The following is a 17046-nucleotide window of genomic DNA, read 5'->3' as shown; positions in this document are numbered from 1 at the left end:
TACGGTATTCCGCCGCCGGATGGCAGGGCGACATGGATTTACCGCCGCAGCCGCTGATACCTTACGCCGACTGGTAAGTTTTCAGATAGCGCCTCTCTTAATGCCGCTGCGATCGGGTATACTCGGGCGGCAATCTGGGATTTCCGGGGGGAGACAATTTGCGCGTTAGTCGCTCGTTAACAATTAAGCAGATGGCAATGGTGGCGGCCGTTGTCATGGTATTCGTTTTTGTTTTTTGCACTGTTTTGCTGTTTCATCTGGTACAGCAGAACCGCTATAACACGGCTACGCAACTGGAAAGCATTGCTCGCTCTGTCCGCGAACCCTTATCTTCCGCCATTTTGAAAGGTGATATTCCGCAGGCGGAAGCTATTCTTGCCAGTATAAAACCGGCGGGTGTGGTCAGCCGCGCCGATGTTGTATTACCTAACCAGTTCCAGGCGCTACGTAAAAGTTTTATTCCAGAGCGCCCGGTGCCAGTGATGTTCACCCGATTGTTTGAGTTACCGGTACAAATCTCGCTGGGCATCTACTCGCTGGAGCGTCCGGCCACCCCGCAGCCGATTGCCTATCTGGTGTTACAGGCAGATTCCTTCCGCATGTACAAGTTCGTGATGAGCACCGTCTCTACGTTAGTGACCATTTACTTACTTTTGTCACTCATCCTGACGGTGGCGATTAGCTGGTGCATTAACCGACTGATATTACATCCTTTACGTAATATTGCTCGCGAACTAAACGCCATTCCACCGCAAGAGATTGTTGGTCATCAACTGGCCTTGCCGCGTCTGCATCAGGACGACGAAATCGGTATGCTGGTGCGCAGTTACAACCTTAATCAGCAATTGTTGCAGCGCCATTATGAAGAACAGTGCGAAAATGCGATGCGCTTCCCGGTGTCGGATTTGCCAAACAAAGCCTTGCTGATGGAGATGCTGGAGCAGGTGGTTGCACGTAAACAAACCACCGCACTGATGATCATCACTTGTGAAACGCTGCGTGATACCGCAGGCGTGCTGAAAGAGGCGCAGCGGGAAATCCTGCTACTGACGCTGGTGGAGAAAATCAAATCTGTGCTGTCGCCACGCATGATCCTCGCACAGGTCAGCGGCTATGACTTCGCTGTTATCGCTAACGGCGTACAGGAGCCGTGGCACGCTATCACATTAGGTCAGCAAGTGCTTACTATCATGAGCGAGCGTTTGCCAATTGAACGTATTCAACTGCGTCCACACTGTAGCATTGGTGTGGCGATGTTCTATGGCGATCTTACTGCCGAACAACTTTATGGTCGTGCTATTTCAGCGGCGTTTACTGCTCGTCATAAAGGGAAGAATCAAATTCAGTTCTATGATCCGCAGCAGATGGAAGAAGCTCAACAGCGGCTGACGGAAGAGAGCGATATCCTTAATGCACTGGAAAATCATCAGTTTGCTATTTGGTTGCAGCCACAGGTGGAGATGACCAGTGGCAAATTAGTCAGTGCGGAAGTGTTGTTGCGTATCCAGCAACCGGATGGTAGTTGGGAATTGCCGGATGGGCTAATCGATCGAATTGAGTCCTGTGGACTGATGGTTACCGTTGGTCATTGGGTGCTGGAGGAGTCCTGTCGGCTGCTTGCCGCCTGGCAAGAGCGCGGCATTATGCTGCCGTTGTCGGTGAACCTCTCGGCGCTACAGCTTATGCACCCGAATATGGTGCCGGATATGCTGGAGTTGTTAACCCGCTATCGCATTCAGCCGGGAACGCTGATTCTGGAAGTGACAGAGAGTCGACGTATTGATGACCCGCAAGCGGCGGTGGCGATCCTCCGTCCGCTGCGAAATGCCGGAGTACAGGTGGCACTGGATGATTTCGGCATGGGTTACGCAGGGCTACGTCAGTTGCAGCATATGAAATCGTTGCCAATAGACGTGCTGAAAATCGACAAAATGTTCGTTGAAGGCTTGCCAGAAGATAGCAGCATGATTACCGCAATTATCATGCTGGCGCAAAGTCTGAACCTACAAATGATTGCCGAAGGCGTGGAGACTGAAGCGCAACGCGACTGGCTGGCAAAAGCGGGCGTGGGTATTGCCCAGGGCTTCCTTTTTGCACGGCCACTCCCCATTGAAATCTTCGAAGAGAGTTACCTGGAAGATAAATAACTACCCCAAACTGATTACAAAACTTTAAAAAGTGCTGGTTTGTGCGAGCCAGCTCAAACTTTTTAACCTTTTTGTTTCAATTATGATCCAGGTACATTTCTGTGATGTTGTCTGGGTGTTATTTTAAGGCCGCAGGTACACCATAACCTTACAAGACCTGTGGTTTTACTAAAGGACACCCTATGAAGACCTCTCTGTTTAAAAGCCTTTACTTTCAGGTCCTGACAGCGATAGCCATTGGTATTCTCCTTGGCCATTTCTATCCTGAAATAGGCGAGCAAATGAAACCGCTTGGCGACGGATTCGTTAAGCTCATTAAGATGATCATCGCTCCCGTCATCTTTTGTACTGTCGTAACTGGCATTGCGGGCATGGAAAGCATGAAGGCGGTCGGTCGTACCGGCGCTGTCGCACTGCTTTACTTTGAAGTTGTCAGTACCATCGCGCTGATTATTGGTCTTATCATCGTTAACGTCGTGCAGCCTGGTGCCGGAATGAACGTCGATCCGGCAAGTCTTGATGCGAAAGCGGTCGCGGTTTACGCCGCGCAGGCGAAAGATCAGGGCATTGTCGCCTTCATTATGGATGTCATCCCGGCGAGTGTTATTGGCGCATTTGCCAGCGGTAACATCCTGCAGGTGCTGTTGTTTGCCGTCCTGTTTGGTTTTGCGCTCCATCGTTTGGGTAGCAAAGGCCAACTGATTTTTAACGTTATCGAAAGTTTCTCACAGGTCATCTTCGGCATTATCAATATGATCATGCGCCTGGCACCCATTGGTGCGTTTGGGGCGATGGCGTTTACTATCGGTAAATACGGCGTCGGCACACTGGTGCAACTGGGGCAGCTCATTATCTGCTTCTACATCACCTGTATCCTGTTTGTGGTGCTGGTACTGGGTTCAATCGCTAAAGCGACCGGTTTCAGTATCTTCAAATTTATCCGTTATATCCGTGAAGAATTGCTGATTGTTCTGGGGACGTCTTCTTCCGAGTCAGCGCTGCCGCGTATGCTCGACAAGATGGAGAAACTCGGTTGCCGGAAATCGGTGGTGGGATTGGTTATCCCAACAGGCTACTCGTTTAATCTTGACGGAACATCGATATACTTGACGATGGCGGCGGTGTTTATCGCCCAGGCCACCAACAGTGAGATGGATATCGTCCACCAAATCACGCTGTTAGTTGTGTTGCTGCTTTCTTCCAAAGGGGCGGCAGGGGTAACGGGCAGTGGCTTTATCGTGCTGGCGGCGACGCTTTCAGCCGTGGGTCATTTACCGGTGGCTGGTCTGGCGCTGATCCTCGGCATCGACCGCTTTATGTCGGAAGCTCGTGCGCTGACTAATCTTGTCGGTAATGGTGTCGCAACTATCGTGGTAGCGAAGTGGGTTAAAGAACTGGACCACAAAAAACTGGATGATGTGCTGAATAATCGTGCGCCGGATGGCAAAACGCACGAATTATCCTCTTAATCTCACTACTTATGCCCGCACTCCCTTCCCCGAGTGCGGGTGTTTGCGCATAATTGACCCCTGTCCCGAACTGACCCCCTGGGTGAGTTCGGGTTTATTTCACTTCCTCCGTGACATTTTCATGTTCTTGCGGTCTAACACGAAGTGTTTTTAACGTCATTCAGACTGACCGACAACGGGCAGTCTTTTATTACCAGGATAGTTGATCAGGGGTTCACATGCAGGGCACAAAAATTCGACTTTTAGCGGGCGGTTTGCTGGTGATGGCCACTGCTGGCTATGTGCAGGCAGATGCGCTCCAGCCTGATCCAGCATGGCAACAGGGGACGCTCTCCAACGGTTTACAGTGGCAAGTGCTGACCACGCCTCAGCGTCCCAGCGATCGTGTTGAAATTCGCCTGCTGGTTAATACCGGTTCGCTCGCTGAAAGTACACAACAGAGCGGTTACAGCCACGCTATTCCTCGTATTGCGCTAACGCAAAGCGGTGGCCTGGAAGCAGCACAGGCACGTTCATTGTGGCAACAGGGGATCGACCCTAAGCGTCCAATGCCGCCGGTGATCGTCTCTTATGACACCACGCTGTTTAATCTTAGTTTGCCAAATAACCGTAACGACCTGCTGAAAGAAGCGCTCTCTTATCTGGCGAATACGACCGGCAAGCTGACCATCACGCCAGAAACGGTAAACCATGCGTTGCAAAGCCAGGACATGGTGGCAACCTGGCCAGCCGACACCAAAGAAGGCTGGTGGCGCTATCGTTTGAAAGGATCTACCTTGCTAGGTCACGATCCTGCTGATTCGCTGAAACAACCCGTTGAGGCGGCGAAAATTAAAGATTTCTACCAGAAATGGTACACCCCAGATGCTATGACGCTGCTGGTGGTGGGTAATGTTGATGCGCGCTCGGTTGTCGACCAAATCAACAAAACCTTTGGCGAATTGAAAGGCAAACGTGAAACACCGGCACCAGTGCCGACGCTTTCTCCGCTGCGCGCCGAAGCGGTAAGCATTATGACTGACGCAGTGCGTCAGGACCGGTTATCCATTATGTGGGATACGCCGTGGCAGCCGATTCGTGAGTCAGCGGCGCTCCTGCGCTACTGGCGTGCTGATCTGGCCCGTGAGGCGCTGTTCTGGCATGTTCAGCAAGCACTAAGCGCCAATAACAGCAAAGATATCGGCCTCGGTTTTGACTGCCGTGTGCTGTATCAGCGTGCGCAATGTGCCATCAACATCGAGTCGCCAAACGACAAACTGAACAGCAACCTGAATCTGGTTGCGCGTGAACTGGCGAAAGTTCGTGATAAAGGCCTGCCAGAAGAAGAGTTCAACGCTCTGGTTGCGCAAAAGAAACTGGAGTTACAGAAACTGTTTGCTGCTTATGCGCGAGCTGATACCGATATTCTGATGGGGCAGCGGATGCGTTCACTGCAAAATCAGGTCGTCGATATCGCGCCAGAGCAATATCAGAAACTGCGTCAGGATTTTCTTAACAGCCTGACGGTAGAAATGTTAAATCAGGATCTGCGTCAGCAGTTGTCGAACGACATGGCATTAATTCTGCTGCAGCCGAAAGGTGAGCCGGAATTTAACATGAAAGGATTGCAGGCCGCCTGGGATCAAATCATGGCACCATCTACTGCGGCTGCCGCCACATCTGTAGCCGCAGATGATGTGCATCCTGAAGTGACGGATATTCCACCCGCACAGTAATGCCTGATGGTGATGAGTTAGCACAACCATCAGGCATTTATGGAAGAGCTGGATAGAGGAGTAACACTTTATCCAGCCTTTTGCATATGCTGCTTTTACGCTGGCATCGCCTCACGCGGGATAATCGCGCCGCGATACTGAATCACGGTGCTGGCAGTCAAATGCCCGCGTTTTGCCGCTTCTTCTGCACTGCCGCCGGTAAGGCGTACCGCCAAATAACCGGCGCTGAAAGAGTCGCCCGCAGCGGTGGTATCGATCACTTTTTCTTTCGGCAGTTTTACCGCCGGAACGTCCACTAACCCTTCGCCCACAATGGACACCAGGCAAGAATCTGCGCCGCGTTTCACCACCACTTCTTTCACGCCCGCGTTATGGGTACGCGCAATGACGTCTTCCACCGGCTGTTGACCCCACAGCGCATCTTCATCATCCAGCGTCAGGAAAGCGATGTCCGTGCATTCCAGCATTTGCTGGTAGACCTGCTGCGTCTCTTCTTTGCTGGCCCACAGGCGTGGACGGTAGTTATTGTCGAAAATTACTTTCCCGCCATTGGCGCGGCATTCGCGCAGCAGAGAAAGCAGTTTTTCGCGACTGGTGGGGCTTAAGATCGCCAGGCTAATGCCGCTCAGATAGAGATAATCAAAATTCGCCAGTTCTGCACAAATCGCCGCCGATTGCTCGCTCTCCAGCCAGAATTTGGCCGCGGCTTCGTTACGCCAGTAGTAGAAAGTCCGTTCGCCGGTGCTGTCGGTTTCAATGTAATAAAGACCCGGCAGACGGTTTTCCATCCGTTGGGTCAGGGAAGTATCGACGTTCTCTCCGTGCCAGGCGTCCAGCATCTGCTGACTAAAACTGTCCGTTCCCAGCGCCGTTACGTAATGAACGGTTAATGCCGCAGGATCGACCTGACGAGCGATGTAGACGGAAGTGTTCAGGGTATCGCCGCCGAAACCGCGCTTAACGTCTGCGCCTTTCTCGGAAAGCTCAATCATGCATTCGCCAATCACGGCAATCTTTTTGGACATAGTCGTGAACCTGATCTGTAAAAAATTAGCGTTAGTTTGCGCTGCGGTGGTTTGTTGGTCAACTATATTAAAACACTGTTCCATTATTTTTTTGAGCCAGAACGTATTCCTGAGAAATTCCGTCGTTGCGCGGGCAAATTAACTCCTCTCTGGCGGTAAAGTTCTGCCGTAGCGCGCCGATAATATTTGTCGAGTCCGGCCAGTATCACTTTTAAACACAGGACATCTTCGATGATAAGGCAGGTTATCCAGCGAATAAGCAACCCTGAAGCAAGCATCGAGAGCTTGCAGGAACGGCGTTTTTGGTTGCAATGTGAGCGAGCTTACACCTGGCAGCCGATTTACCAGACTTCCGGGCGATTGATGGCCGTGGAGCTTTTAACGGTTGTCACGCATCCCGATAATCCTTTGCAACGACTGCCGCCAGATCGTTATTTTGCCGAAATCACCGTCAGGCATCGGATGGATGTGGTGAAAGAACAGATTGATTTACTAGCGAAAAAAGCCGCGTTCTTTGCTGAGCACGGTCTGCTGGCATCGGTTAATATTGATGGTCCTACACTTCTCGCCCTGCGTCAGCGGCCGGAGATTTTACGCCAGATTGACCGTCTTCCCTGGCTGCGCTTTGAACTGGTGGAACACATCCGCCTGCCGAAAGATTCAACATTTGCCTCAATGTGCGAATTTGGCCCGCTGTGGCTGGATGATTTTGGCACCGGGATGGCAAACTTTTCTGCGCTAAGTGAAGTGCGTTATGACTACATCAAAATCGCTCGCGAGTTGTTTGTGATGCTGCGCCAGTCTCCGGAAGGCCGCACGCTCTTTTCCCAGCTTTTGCATTTGATGAACCGCTACTGCCGCGGCGTGATTGTCGAAGGTGTCGAGACTGAGGAAGAATGGGGCGATGTGCAAAATTCTCCCGCATTCGCTGCACAAGGCTGGTTTCTTTCGCGCCCTGCGCCGATAGAAACGCTGGATTCAGTGGCGCTGGCTCTGTAAGCCGCCTCATTTTTCGCCTGGCTGGACTATCTTTAGGACTGGCACAGGAAGAACATGAGGAAGCGAACTATGAGCAAGGCAGGCAAAATAACCGCTGCGATTTCAGGGGCTTTCTTGTTGTTGGTCGTCGTGGCGATCATTTTGATTGCGACTTTTGACTGGAATCGTCTCAAACCGACCATCAACCAGAAAGTCTCTGCGGAATTGAATCGCCCCTTCGCTATTCGTGGCGATCTGGGCGTGGTGTGGGAGCGGCAAAAACAAGAAACCGGCTGGCGTAGCTGGGTGCCGTGGCCTCATGTGCACGCAGAAGACATCATTCTCGGCAACCCGCCGGATATTCCCGAAGTAACGATGGTGCATTTGCCGCGCGTAGAAGCAACGCTGGCTCCGCTGGCGCTGCTGACCAAAACGGTCTGGTTGCCGTGGATCAAGCTGGAAAAGCCTGATGCGCGCCTGATTCGCCTCTCTGAAAAGAACAACAACTGGACGTTCAACCTCGGCAACGATGACAACAAAGACGCGAATGCAAAACCGTCGGCGTGGTCGTTTCGGCTGGATAATATTCTGTTCGATCAAGGGCGGATCGCTATTGATGACAAAGTAAGCAAAGCGGATCTGGAGATTTTTGTTGATCCGTTAGGCAAGCCGTTGCCGTTCAGCGAAGTGACCGGATCGAAAGGTAAAACGGATCAAGAAAAGGTGGGCGATTACGTTTTTGGCCTGAAAGCACAAGGGCGCTATAACGGCGAACCACTCATGGGGACGGGTAAAATTGGCGGTATGCTAGCGCTGCGTGGTGAAGGGACACCGTTTCCGGTACAGGCTGATTTTCGCTCCGGTAACACCCGTGTCGCTTTTGATGGCGTGGTGAATGACCCAATGAAAATGGGCGGCGTCGATTTACGGCTTAAATTTTCTGGCGATTCGCTGGGTGATCTCTACGAACTGACCGGCGTTCTGTTGCCCGATACGCCGCCGTTTGAAACCGATGGCCGACTGGTAGCGAAAATCGACACTGAAAAATCGTCGGTCTTTGATTATCGCGGCTTTAACGGGCGCATTGGTGATAGCGATATTCACGGTTCTCTGGTCTACACCACCGGCAAACCACGACCAAAACTGGAAGGTGACGTCGAGTCGCGGCAGTTACGGCTGGCAGATCTGGGGCCGTTGATTGGCGTTGATTCCGGGAAAGGTGCGGAAAAGTCGAAACGGTCTGAACAGAAGAAGGGCGAAAAGAATGTTCAGCCTGCGGGCAAAGTGCTGCCATATGACCGCTTCGAAACCGATAAATGGGATGCGATGGATGCCGATGTCCGTTTTAAAGGTCGGCGCATTGAGCATGGCAGCAGTCTGCCGATTAGCGATCTTTCTACCCATATCATCCTCAAAAACGCCGACCTGCGCCTGCAACCGCTGAAATTTGGCATGGCGGGCGGCAGTATTGCGGCGAACATTCATCTGGAAGGGGATAAAAAACCGATGCAGGGTCGGGCGGATATTCAGGCTCGTCGGCTGAAACTGAAAGCGTTGATGCCGGATGTGGCGCTGATGCAGAAAACACTGGGTGAAATGAACGGCGATGCTGAACTACGCGGTAGCGGCAACTCGGTGGCGGCGCTGCTGGGAAATAGTAATGGCAACCTGAAACTGTTGATGAATGACGGGCTGGTGAGCCGTAACCTGATGGAGATTGTCGGCTTGAACGTCGGTAACTACATTGTCGGTGCGATTTTTGGTGATGACGAGGTACGGGTGAACTGCGCGGCGGCGAATCTGGATATTGCCAACGGCGTGGCGCGTCCGCAGATTTTTGCTTTCGATACTGAGAATGCGTTGATTAATGTTACCGGCACGGCAAGTTTTGCTTCGGAGCAACTGGATTTAACTGTCGATCCAGAGAGCAAAGGTATTCGGATTATCACGCTGCGTTCGCCGCTGTATGTCCGCGGAACGTTCAAAAATCCGCAGGCAGGGGTGAAAGCAGGGCCGTTGATTGCCCGTGGTGCTGTTGCGGCAGCACTGGCAACGCTGGTGACACCTGCGGCGGCATTACTGGCGTTGATATCACCTTCAGAAGGTGAAGCTAATCAGTGCCGGATGATTTTGTCGCAGATGAAGAAGTGATGATAATTGCCGGATGTCTGGCATCCGGCAATTAAACAGATTTAGATTGTTGGCAAAGTGTGCTTTGTTCATGCCGGATGCGGCGTGAACGCCTTATCCGGCCTACTAATCCTTGCGAATTCAATACATTGTATGGAAATTCAGGCCTGATAAGCGTAGCGCATCAGGCTTTTCACTCTTATTACAACGACTGATGTCGCGTCTCATGCGTCAGCAGCAGAGCGATTAGCGTCAAGCCGGCCATCGCCGCCAGATATAACCCTACCGCACCTAACCCGTAGTGAGTCTGCAGCCAGGCCGCGATATACGGTGCAACGGAAGCCCCGAGAATCGACGATACGTTGTAAGAGAATGATGCTCCGGTGTAACGCACTTCCGTTGGGAACAGCTCTGGCAACAGCGCGCCCATTGGCCCGAAGGTCAGCCCCATCAGACTTAACCCCAGCAGCAGGAAGGCAAAAACCAGAATCGGGTTGCCAGAACCGAGCAGTGGGTTAAAGGCGAACAGTGCGAACAGGATGATCAGTGTGGTGATGATTACCATGCTTTTACGACGACCAAAGGCATCAGCCAGCAATCCGGCTACCGGCACCATCACGCCAAAACCGATTACTGCCATCATCAGCATCCACAGCACTTCATTGCGCGGCAGGCCAAGCCCGACTGGCGCGGCGGCGGTACTGAAGGTCATTGAATAGACGGTCATGATGTAAAACAGCGTATAGGTCGCCAGCATGATAAAGGTGCCGAGTACCGTAACGCGTACGTGTTTGGTCAGCAGCGTACCCAGCGGGATCTTCACCTGCTTTTTCGCTTTAGCGACTTTCTCAAACACCGGCGACTCATGCAGCGACACGCGAACATACAGGCCGATAATCACCAGCACCGCCGAGAAGATAAACGGCACGCGCCAGCCCCAGCTCATAAACTGCTCGTCGGTTAGCAGCCAGGAAAGCAGCAGGAAAGTGCCGTTGGCAAAGAAGAAGCCAATCGGTGCGCCCAACTGCGGGAAGGAGCCATACAGCGCACGTTTACGCGGCGGCGCATTTTCGGTCGCCAGCAGCGCTGCGCCGCCCCATTCACCGCCTAATCCCAGGCCCTGACCAAATCGAGCCAGCGCCAGCAGCAGCGGGGCGAAAATACCAATCGTTGCGTAGCCAGGCAGCAGGCCGATGACCACCGTCGAAATTCCCATCGTTAGCAAAGAGGCGACCAGCGTCGCTTTACGCCCAACGCGATCGCCAAAATGACCAAACACGGCAGAGCCGATGGGGCGCGCGACGAAAGCGATAGCGAAGGTCGCGAGCGACTGTAGTGTCGCCGCCGCCGGATCGCCCTGCGGGAAGAAGATATGCGGGAATACAATAACGGCCGCAGTGGCGTAAATGTAGAAGTCGAAAAACTCAATGGCCGTGCCAATGAGGGAGGCGACAAGGACTTTATTACGCGAGTTGATCGGCGTGTATTCTTGCTCGTTGTCGAGTGTTGTGGCTGTTGCTTGCATAATCTTTTCTTATTTTTTGTCTAACGAATAGCCATATTACGCACAGCAAAAGTGATATTTCAATGTGTAACAAACCACGAAAACGACTAAAAACCAGGCAAAAAGGGGATAATGTTTAGGCTGGTGATTTTTCTTCTATGAAATGCTTCACATAATTTCATAAATAGTCGATAAAACTGGTTTTAGGTTAAATAAAAGTTACCAACTGGATTTATATGCTGGGCTTATGAGTTGGCATGAAATTGTTTGCTCCTGAAGCGATACTGAAGAGGCGCAGGGGGAAGAGTTTCAGGAGGTTATGTGCGCGTTATAGCCGGATGCGATGCAGGAGCATCTTACCCGGCCAGGGGGGAGCCAGACCGAATAAATTCGTAGGTCGGATAAAGCGTTTGCGCCGCATCCGGCATATTTTAATGTTGTGTTTTACCCGGCATTCGCGGGTCATCTTTGTACTCGGCGGTGGCAATCCACGCCGCGCAAAACAGCGTCAGACGGGCGAAGAAGTAGAAAAATGCCATCAGCCCCAGCACGGAACCAAAGGCTGCGCCGGAGGGGGATTTCATCAGCGATGGCAGGGTGTAGGTCATCACAATTTTAATCACTTCAAAACCAATAGCTGCGATGAATGTCCCGCGAATTAGCGCCTTTTTCCGTGGGCGGTGACGCGGCAGCCGCCAGAAGATCCAGAAGAAAAGCAGATAGTTGGCGAAGATGGAAATCGCCAGGCCAATCAATCGCCACGTCGGTTTCAGCCACTCAATGCTATTAAGGTGTAATGCGCTAATAATCATTTGCTGCGCAGAACCGGCAACGGAGGTGATTGAGAGCGTCACAATCAGCGCAATCAACAAGCCAATCAGCGAAATAAAATCACGCAGATATTTAACCCAGAATTTTTCTTGATCTTGCGGCGAACGTTCCCAGACATCACGCGACTGGGCGCGAATCGCTTCACGTAAATTGCCCATCCAGTTGATGCCGGAATAAAGTGCCACCGCCAGGCCAACAAGACCTACGGTAGTACGCTGCTGAACAGCGGTGTTGATGGTGTTTTTCAACGTGGCGGCAAGCGTTGGATCGCTGATGTTTTGCAGAATTTTGTCGAAGATATCCTGTAACAGCATCGGATGCGAAGCCAGCACAAAACCCCCAGCGGCAAACGACACCATCAAAATCGGGATCATCGACAAAAACGAGAAATAGGTGATCGCTGCGCCAAACTGATTACCCAGTCGATCGTTAAAGCGTTCAGTCGCGCGAATCAGGTGCGCGATGATCGGTTGGCGTTGGACTTTTTCGGCGGTGGTGGTGACAGTTTCCAGCACCTGGCTGACTTTGCCGCCTTTATCGCTATTATCCAGATGCTTAATCGGCTCATGCTCCAGATCCTGGGTGGGACGTTTGATCTCGTTTTCCTGCGTCATCCGCTCTTTAGTCCTTCAGTCGTTGTCTGTCTTAAAAAGTATAGTCGGTCAGTCCAGGTGCTCTTTCATTACGCCTGCGACCCACTGCATAAACAGGTTTACACGGCGGGAAAGCTCCCGACGCTGAGGGTAAACCAGGGAAATGGAGAGTGGAGCGGCACGATAGCTGGGCAACACTTCAATAAGCCGTCCGGCGCGCAGGGCTTCGCGCACGGCGATGCGGGGGATCTGAATAATCCCCAGCCCCGCCAGACCGGCGGCGAGATAGGTTTCGCTACTGTTTACCGTCAACATGCCGCCGGACTTAAACCACTGGACGCCATGACCACTGGCGACCTCAAAACCCAATGGGTGCACGCCCAGATGTTGCGTGTAATGCACTACCGCGTGTGAAGTCAGATCGTCGGGATTTTGCGGATAACCAAAGCGCGTCAGATAGTGCGGACTGGCACAGTTGACCATCGTCAGTTTGCCGAGTGGACGGGTGATGAGTCCATCGTCGGGTAACGTACCTGTGCGAACCACACAATCAAAGCCATCATGAAGAATATCTACCTGACGGTCGCTGCTGCTTAATTCGAGTTCAATACCCGGATACTGATACAGAAAATCGGGTAACCGCGGCAGCAACAAATTTTTCGCCATTCCGACCGGGATATCGACGCGCAATTTACCGCTGATGCTGGTGGTATCCTGCAAAAACAGGCCGTCCAGTTCGTTGAGATTACTCAACACATCTTTCGCCCGTTGATAATAGGTCATACCATCCGGCGTCAGTTGTACCCGCCGCGTGGTACGCTGGAGGAGCTGGGTGCCAAGCTGGTTTTCCAGTGCCTGGATTTGACGCGAGACGCTACCTTTCGGCAGAGCAAAGAAATCTGCCGCGCGGGAAAAACTTTCCAGCTCCGCGACTTTGATGAACAACTGCATTGCGTGAATTTTATCCATTTCTTTGACCGATTGTTGTTCACAGCGAAACAGTAACGCGCATATCGCATTATTTATTGTTTTTTCTAACATCTAATGCATGATTTCACAACGGTGCAACGCAGAAAGTGAGGATATTTTAGAGAATAAAGGGTGGATTAGCGTTCCCTGAATAGAGAAATAACCAGCAGAAGGTCATAATTTTGACTCATTTCATAAAATGCACAAACAGCGTATTGCGGATTAGTGCGCAATCTAATCATTTTCTTTAACCGTAGACGTTATTAAAACGAGCGATAAATCTACTTTACTTGCCTGAATGCGGTGCAAAATATAAGGAATTCCTTAAGAATTTTTTAAATAGTGCCCTCGACATGTAATTTCGGGCATTTAGCTGTAACTATTTATATCGGTAACTATTTTCTACGTTTCATCTCTGTAGAATGGCCACCGCCAAATGGCGAATTCTTATTTTGTCTCTCGGGTAATACCCTTCCACTACTTAAGTCTTTTTAACGTATTCAGGTGGAGATTCAGTAATGCAAATAATCATGTTTGACAGGCAGTCAATATTTATTCATGGAATGAAAATCAGTTTACAACAGCGTATTCCAGGGGTAGGTATTCAGGGCGTCAGTCAGGCAGATGAGCTATGGCAAAGACTTGAAAGCTATCCCGAAGCCTTAGTGATGTTGGATGGCGATCAAGACGGTGAATTTTGCCAGTGGTTATTGCAAAAAACCGTGGTGCAATTTCCTGATATTAAAGTGTTAATCACGGCGACGGATTGCAACAAACGATGGTTGCAGGAGGTTATCCACTTTAATGTGATGGCCATTGTGCCGCGTGATTCAACCGTTGAGACGTTCGTATTGGCGGTAAACAGTGCGGTGATGGGCATGATGTTTCTGCCCGGCGACTGGCGAACAGCGCCGGAAAAAGAGTCGAAAGATCTCGCATCATTAAGCGCCCGCCAGCGGGAAATTTTAACCATGCTGGCGGCAGGCGAATCGAATAAAGAGATTGGCCGGGCGTTAAATATCAGCACCGGAACGGTAAAGGCGCATCTGGAATCGCTTTATCGACGTCTGGAAGTGAAAAACCGAACCCAGGCGGCAATGATGTTAAATATCTCCTCCTGAAGAGGATAATTTTACAGCCAGCAGGATATTAGCGGCTGGCTGTAAAAAATATTACGGTTCGCCGTATAAACCAATTAAACGGCGTGCCACACCGTTGGTCCAGCCAAACCCGTCCTGTAACGGATATTCACCGCCGCTGCCTTCGCGGGAGATACCATCGGCAATATGGTATTTCTCGATCAGTTTGTGGTGTTCCTGGTAGAACTGATTTACCGTCTTCAGCCAGCTACGAGCGATCTCATCACCCAGATGGTCATCTCCGTACATTTTAAATCCCTGAATCGCCATCCATTGTAACGGTGCCCAGCCGTTGGGTTTATCCCACTGCTCACCGGTTTCATACTCGCTTGCCAGAATCCCGCCTGGTGTCAGTAAACGGCTTCGCACGGCATTTGCCAGACGATCGGCCTGTTCGTGGTTTGCCATGCCGACATATAACGGCACGATGGCCGCAGCGGAAAAGAGAGCCTGTTGTTCGCGCCGCCAGTCGTAATCGCGGTAGATTCCGTTTTCATCATCCCAGAGATAACGGTTTACCGCATCGCGGCGGGCGCTGGCTTTTTGGCGAAACAGCGCTTCTGTCTCTCTATCACCTTTCAGCGCCGAGATGTTGGCGATGGTACTCTCCAGTTTAAACAGGAAAGCGTTCAGGTCGATGGGGATGAACTGGGTGGTGCGAATACTCGCCAGACGACCCGCGTCACGCAGCCAGCGGGAGGAGTAATCCCAGCCAGAAGCCGCGCCCGCACGTAAATCGCGATACACTTCGTTAGGGGGGCGACCGGAATGTTTTGCGGTTTCTACGTCCTCAAGCCAGGATTCGTCGCGCGGTGTGTCACGGTCATCCCAGTAGCGGTTAAGCAGCGAACCGTCCGGCATCCTAACGACATGGCGATAGGCCTGATTGGGGATCAGCGATTCTGCACCGTCCATCCAGAAGGCATATTCCATTTTCAGATGATCAAGATAACGGCGTGCGCCGCGTACCCCATCTTCTTCAAACAGCTCCACCATCAGAGCGAAAACCGGTGGCTGTGAGCGGCTCAAATAGTAGGTGCGGTTGCCGTTGGGGATGTGGCCGTAGTTTTCGATCATCCAGGCGAAGTTATCGGCCATGCATTTCAGTAAATCTTCGCGTCCGCTTTCCGCCAGCCCCAGCATGGTGAAATAGGAATCCCAGTAGTAGGTTTCGCTAAAACGGCCTCCGGGGACAATGTACGACTGCGGCAGCGCCAGCAGAGAAGACCACGGGATGTGATCTTGCGGTTCGCGGGTTAACACTGGCCATAGCTGGTCGATATGCTCTTTTAGTGAGTTTTGTGGGTCCGATACATACTCGCTGGAGTAGACTTCCGGTAACCAGAAGTGATTTTCAACGAATCGGCGCAAGTCAAAATCACGGTGGCGGCGAACCTTACGGTAGCGGATTAATATATCCAGCGGGTCCATTTTCGGCGCACAATCGGGAAAGGTTTTACTGTCGGGGAAAATTTTTGCCGACTGAACATGTTCGAACAGTTCGAGATAGCGGTCAGCAGGCGTTAGCGCGTCAGAGGCAGGCAATCCCTCAATCATTTCGGGTTCTGGCTCTGCCTCGAGCATCTCATCCAGTTTTAATTCATACGGATCCAGCTCATAACAGAGATCGACTTCGATCGTCAGTTCGTCTGGATTAGGGGTTTGAATTTTCTGATTGAGCATAAGGATCCGACCTCCGAAATTCGTCGCTAATTATCGGGCTTTCCTTTAAGGGTAGTCATTCGTTCCGCCTGGTGGGCGACAAAGCGTGCGGTAGATCACGTTTATTAATGGAGAAAAAATATAACTCACTAATATTCAAAGAGAATATTATATATGTTGTTTCCCGTCATTCTTCACTTTCGGAATATTCATGTAATCTGTTGAGAAATCAGGATATGTCATTGTTGTTACGAATAAGAGTAGCGGCTACCTGTGTAACAATGCAGAAGGTCACCAACTTTTTTGTAATTAAAATAAAAATTAATAAAGAAATGCCAAAATATACATTTGTTTTAATAAGCTATAAATATAATATTATTGGCGATAACTGATTATATAAATAACGTTATTTCACTCTTAGGATTTTGTTATTTAAATTACACCGGCAACTCCTTGCGTCTATTACAGATAAATCCTACTTTTTTATTGCCTTCAAATAAATTTAAGGAGTTCGAAATGGACCAGAAGTTGTTAACGGATTTCCGCTCAGAACTACTAGATTCACGTTTTGGCGCAAAGGCAATTTCCACTATCGCGGAATCGAAACGTTTTCCGCTGCATGAAATACGCGATGACATCGCATTCCAGATTATCAATGATGAATTATTTCTCGACGGTAACGCCCGTCAGAATCTGGCGACTTTCTGCCAGACCTGGGACGATGAAAATGTCCATAAATTGATGGATTTGTCGATAAATAAAAACTGGATCGACAAAGAAGAATACCCGCAATCTGCAGCAATTGACCTGCGTTGCGTAAACATGGTTGCTGATCTGTGGCACGCGCCTGCGCCGAAAAACGGTCAGGCCGTTGGCACCAACAC

12 protein-coding genes and 1 pseudogene are annotated in these 17046 nt (G+C 50.9%); 8 read left to right on the top strand and 5 right to left on the bottom strand.

Annotated features, from left to right (window positions below; genetic code table 11):
- The 4 genes and pseudogenes from BEA93_RS26405 to BEA93_RS23275 all read left to right on the top strand — a co-directional run.
- Nucleotides 1-77 (top strand): annotated as a pseudogene (locus BEA93_RS26405) (hypothetical protein); the annotation flags it as partial.
- 81 nt (nt 78-158) lie between these two features.
- The gene (gene hmsP, locus BEA93_RS23295) at nt 159-2147 is read left to right on the top strand and encodes a biofilm formation regulator HmsP (protein ID WP_105225123.1); all 1989 of its coding nucleotides are present in this window, start codon (nt 159-161) and stop codon (nt 2145-2147) included.
- A 182-nt stretch (nt 2148-2329) separates the two neighbouring features.
- The gene (dctA, locus tag BEA93_RS23285; RefSeq protein ID WP_000858222.1) at nt 2330-3616 is read left to right on the top strand and encodes a C4-dicarboxylate transporter DctC; all 1287 of its coding nucleotides are present in this window, start codon (nt 2330-2332) and stop codon (nt 3614-3616) included.
- A 218-nt stretch (nt 3617-3834) separates the two neighbouring features.
- Complete coding sequence (locus BEA93_RS23275) at nt 3835-5331, top strand: M16 family metallopeptidase (protein WP_001163174.1); 1497 nt, start codon at nt 3835-3837, stop codon at nt 5329-5331.
- Nucleotides 5332-5426: 95 nt separating this feature from the next.
- Here the strand turns inward: BEA93_RS23275 and kdgK are convergent, their stop codons facing one another.
- On the bottom strand, nt 5427-6356 hold the full coding sequence (gene kdgK / locus BEA93_RS23270; RefSeq protein WP_001517301.1) for a 2-dehydro-3-deoxygluconokinase: 930 nt from the start codon (nt 6354-6356) through the stop codon (nt 5427-5429).
- Between the two features lie 231 nt (nt 6357-6587).
- Between kdgK and pdeH the strand changes: the two genes are divergently transcribed.
- Complete coding sequence (gene pdeH, locus BEA93_RS23260) at nt 6588-7355, top strand: cyclic-guanylate-specific phosphodiesterase (RefSeq protein WP_000621117.1); 768 nt, start codon at nt 6588-6590, stop codon at nt 7353-7355.
- A 69-nt stretch (nt 7356-7424) separates the two neighbouring features.
- Entirely contained in the window at nt 7425-9485 is a 2061-nt protein-coding gene (locus BEA93_RS23255; protein ID WP_061090357.1) for an AsmA family protein, read from the top strand.
- Nucleotides 9486-9666: 181 nt separating this feature from the next.
- On the opposite strand, the gene BEA93_RS23250 is transcribed toward BEA93_RS23255, so the two are convergent.
- The 3 genes from BEA93_RS23250 to BEA93_RS23240 form a co-directional block, all read right to left on the bottom strand.
- Nucleotides 9667-10989, bottom strand: a complete 1323-nt coding sequence (locus tag BEA93_RS23250; protein WP_001149022.1) for an MFS transporter — start codon at nt 10987-10989, stop codon at nt 9667-9669.
- Nucleotides 10990-11399: 410 nt separating this feature from the next.
- Complete coding sequence (gene yhjD, locus BEA93_RS23245; protein WP_000191245.1) at nt 11400-12413, bottom strand: inner membrane protein YhjD; 1014 nt, start codon at nt 12411-12413, stop codon at nt 11400-11402.
- Nucleotides 12414-12461: 48 nt separating this feature from the next.
- Nucleotides 12462-13361: a LysR family transcriptional regulator gene (locus tag BEA93_RS23240; RefSeq protein ID WP_105225126.1), complete on the bottom strand. Its 900-nt coding sequence runs from the start codon at nt 13359-13361 to the stop codon at nt 12462-12464.
- Between the two features lie 518 nt (nt 13362-13879).
- Between BEA93_RS23240 and BEA93_RS23235 the strand changes: the two genes are divergently transcribed.
- Nucleotides 13880-14482 carry a helix-turn-helix transcriptional regulator gene (locus tag BEA93_RS23235; protein ID WP_001165765.1) on the top strand — a complete coding sequence of 201 codons (603 nt, stop codon included), beginning with the start codon at nt 13880-13882 and terminating at the stop codon, nt 14480-14482.
- A 51-nt stretch (nt 14483-14533) separates the two neighbouring features.
- Here the strand turns inward: BEA93_RS23235 and BEA93_RS23230 are convergent, their stop codons facing one another.
- On the bottom strand, nt 14534-16183 hold the full coding sequence (locus BEA93_RS23230) for an alpha,alpha-trehalase (protein WP_105225124.1): 1650 nt from the start codon (nt 16181-16183) through the stop codon (nt 14534-14536).
- 495 nt (nt 16184-16678) lie between these two features.
- Between BEA93_RS23230 and BEA93_RS23225 the strand changes: the two genes are divergently transcribed.
- On the top strand, nt 16679-17046 hold a 368-nt coding region (locus tag BEA93_RS23225; protein WP_105265939.1), incomplete at its 3' end, for a pyridoxal-dependent decarboxylase.

This window comes from Escherichia sp. MOD1-EC5950, assembly GCF_002965345.1.
Taxonomy (GTDB): Bacteria; Pseudomonadota; Gammaproteobacteria; order Enterobacterales; family Enterobacteriaceae; genus Escherichia; species Escherichia marmotae.
This window is presented reverse-complemented; position numbering and strand designations above follow the sequence as displayed.

Excerpts from the sequence above, each read along its gene's own strand:
- dctA (WP_000858222.1), top strand. The coding sequence starts at position 2,330 with ATGAAGACCTCTCTGTTTAAAAGCCTTTACTTTCAGGTCCTGACAGCG.
- BEA93_RS23275 (WP_001163174.1), top strand. The coding sequence starts at position 3,835 with ATGCAGGGCACAAAAATTCGACTTTTAGCGGGCGGTTTGCTGGTGATG.
- kdgK (WP_001517301.1), bottom strand. The coding sequence starts at position 6,356 with ATGTCCAAAAAGATTGCCGTGATTGGCGAATGCATGATTGAGCTTTCC.
- pdeH (WP_000621117.1), top strand. The coding sequence starts at position 6,588 with ATGATAAGGCAGGTTATCCAGCGAATAAGCAACCCTGAAGCAAGCATC.
- BEA93_RS23255 (WP_061090357.1), top strand. The coding sequence starts at position 7,425 with ATGAGCAAGGCAGGCAAAATAACCGCTGCGATTTCAGGGGCTTTCTTG.
- BEA93_RS23250 (WP_001149022.1), bottom strand. The coding sequence starts at position 10,989 with ATGCAAGCAACAGCCACAACACTCGACAACGAGCAAGAATACACGCCG.
- yhjD (WP_000191245.1), bottom strand. The coding sequence starts at position 12,413 with ATGACGCAGGAAAACGAGATCAAACGTCCCACCCAGGATCTGGAGCAT.
- BEA93_RS23240 (WP_105225126.1), bottom strand. The coding sequence starts at position 13,361 with ATGGATAAAATTCACGCAATGCAGTTGTTCATCAAAGTCGCGGAGCTG.
- BEA93_RS23235 (WP_001165765.1), top strand. The coding sequence starts at position 13,880 with ATGCAAATAATCATGTTTGACAGGCAGTCAATATTTATTCATGGAATG.
- BEA93_RS23230 (WP_105225124.1), bottom strand. The coding sequence starts at position 16,183 with ATGCTCAATCAGAAAATTCAAACCCCTAATCCAGACGAACTGACGATC.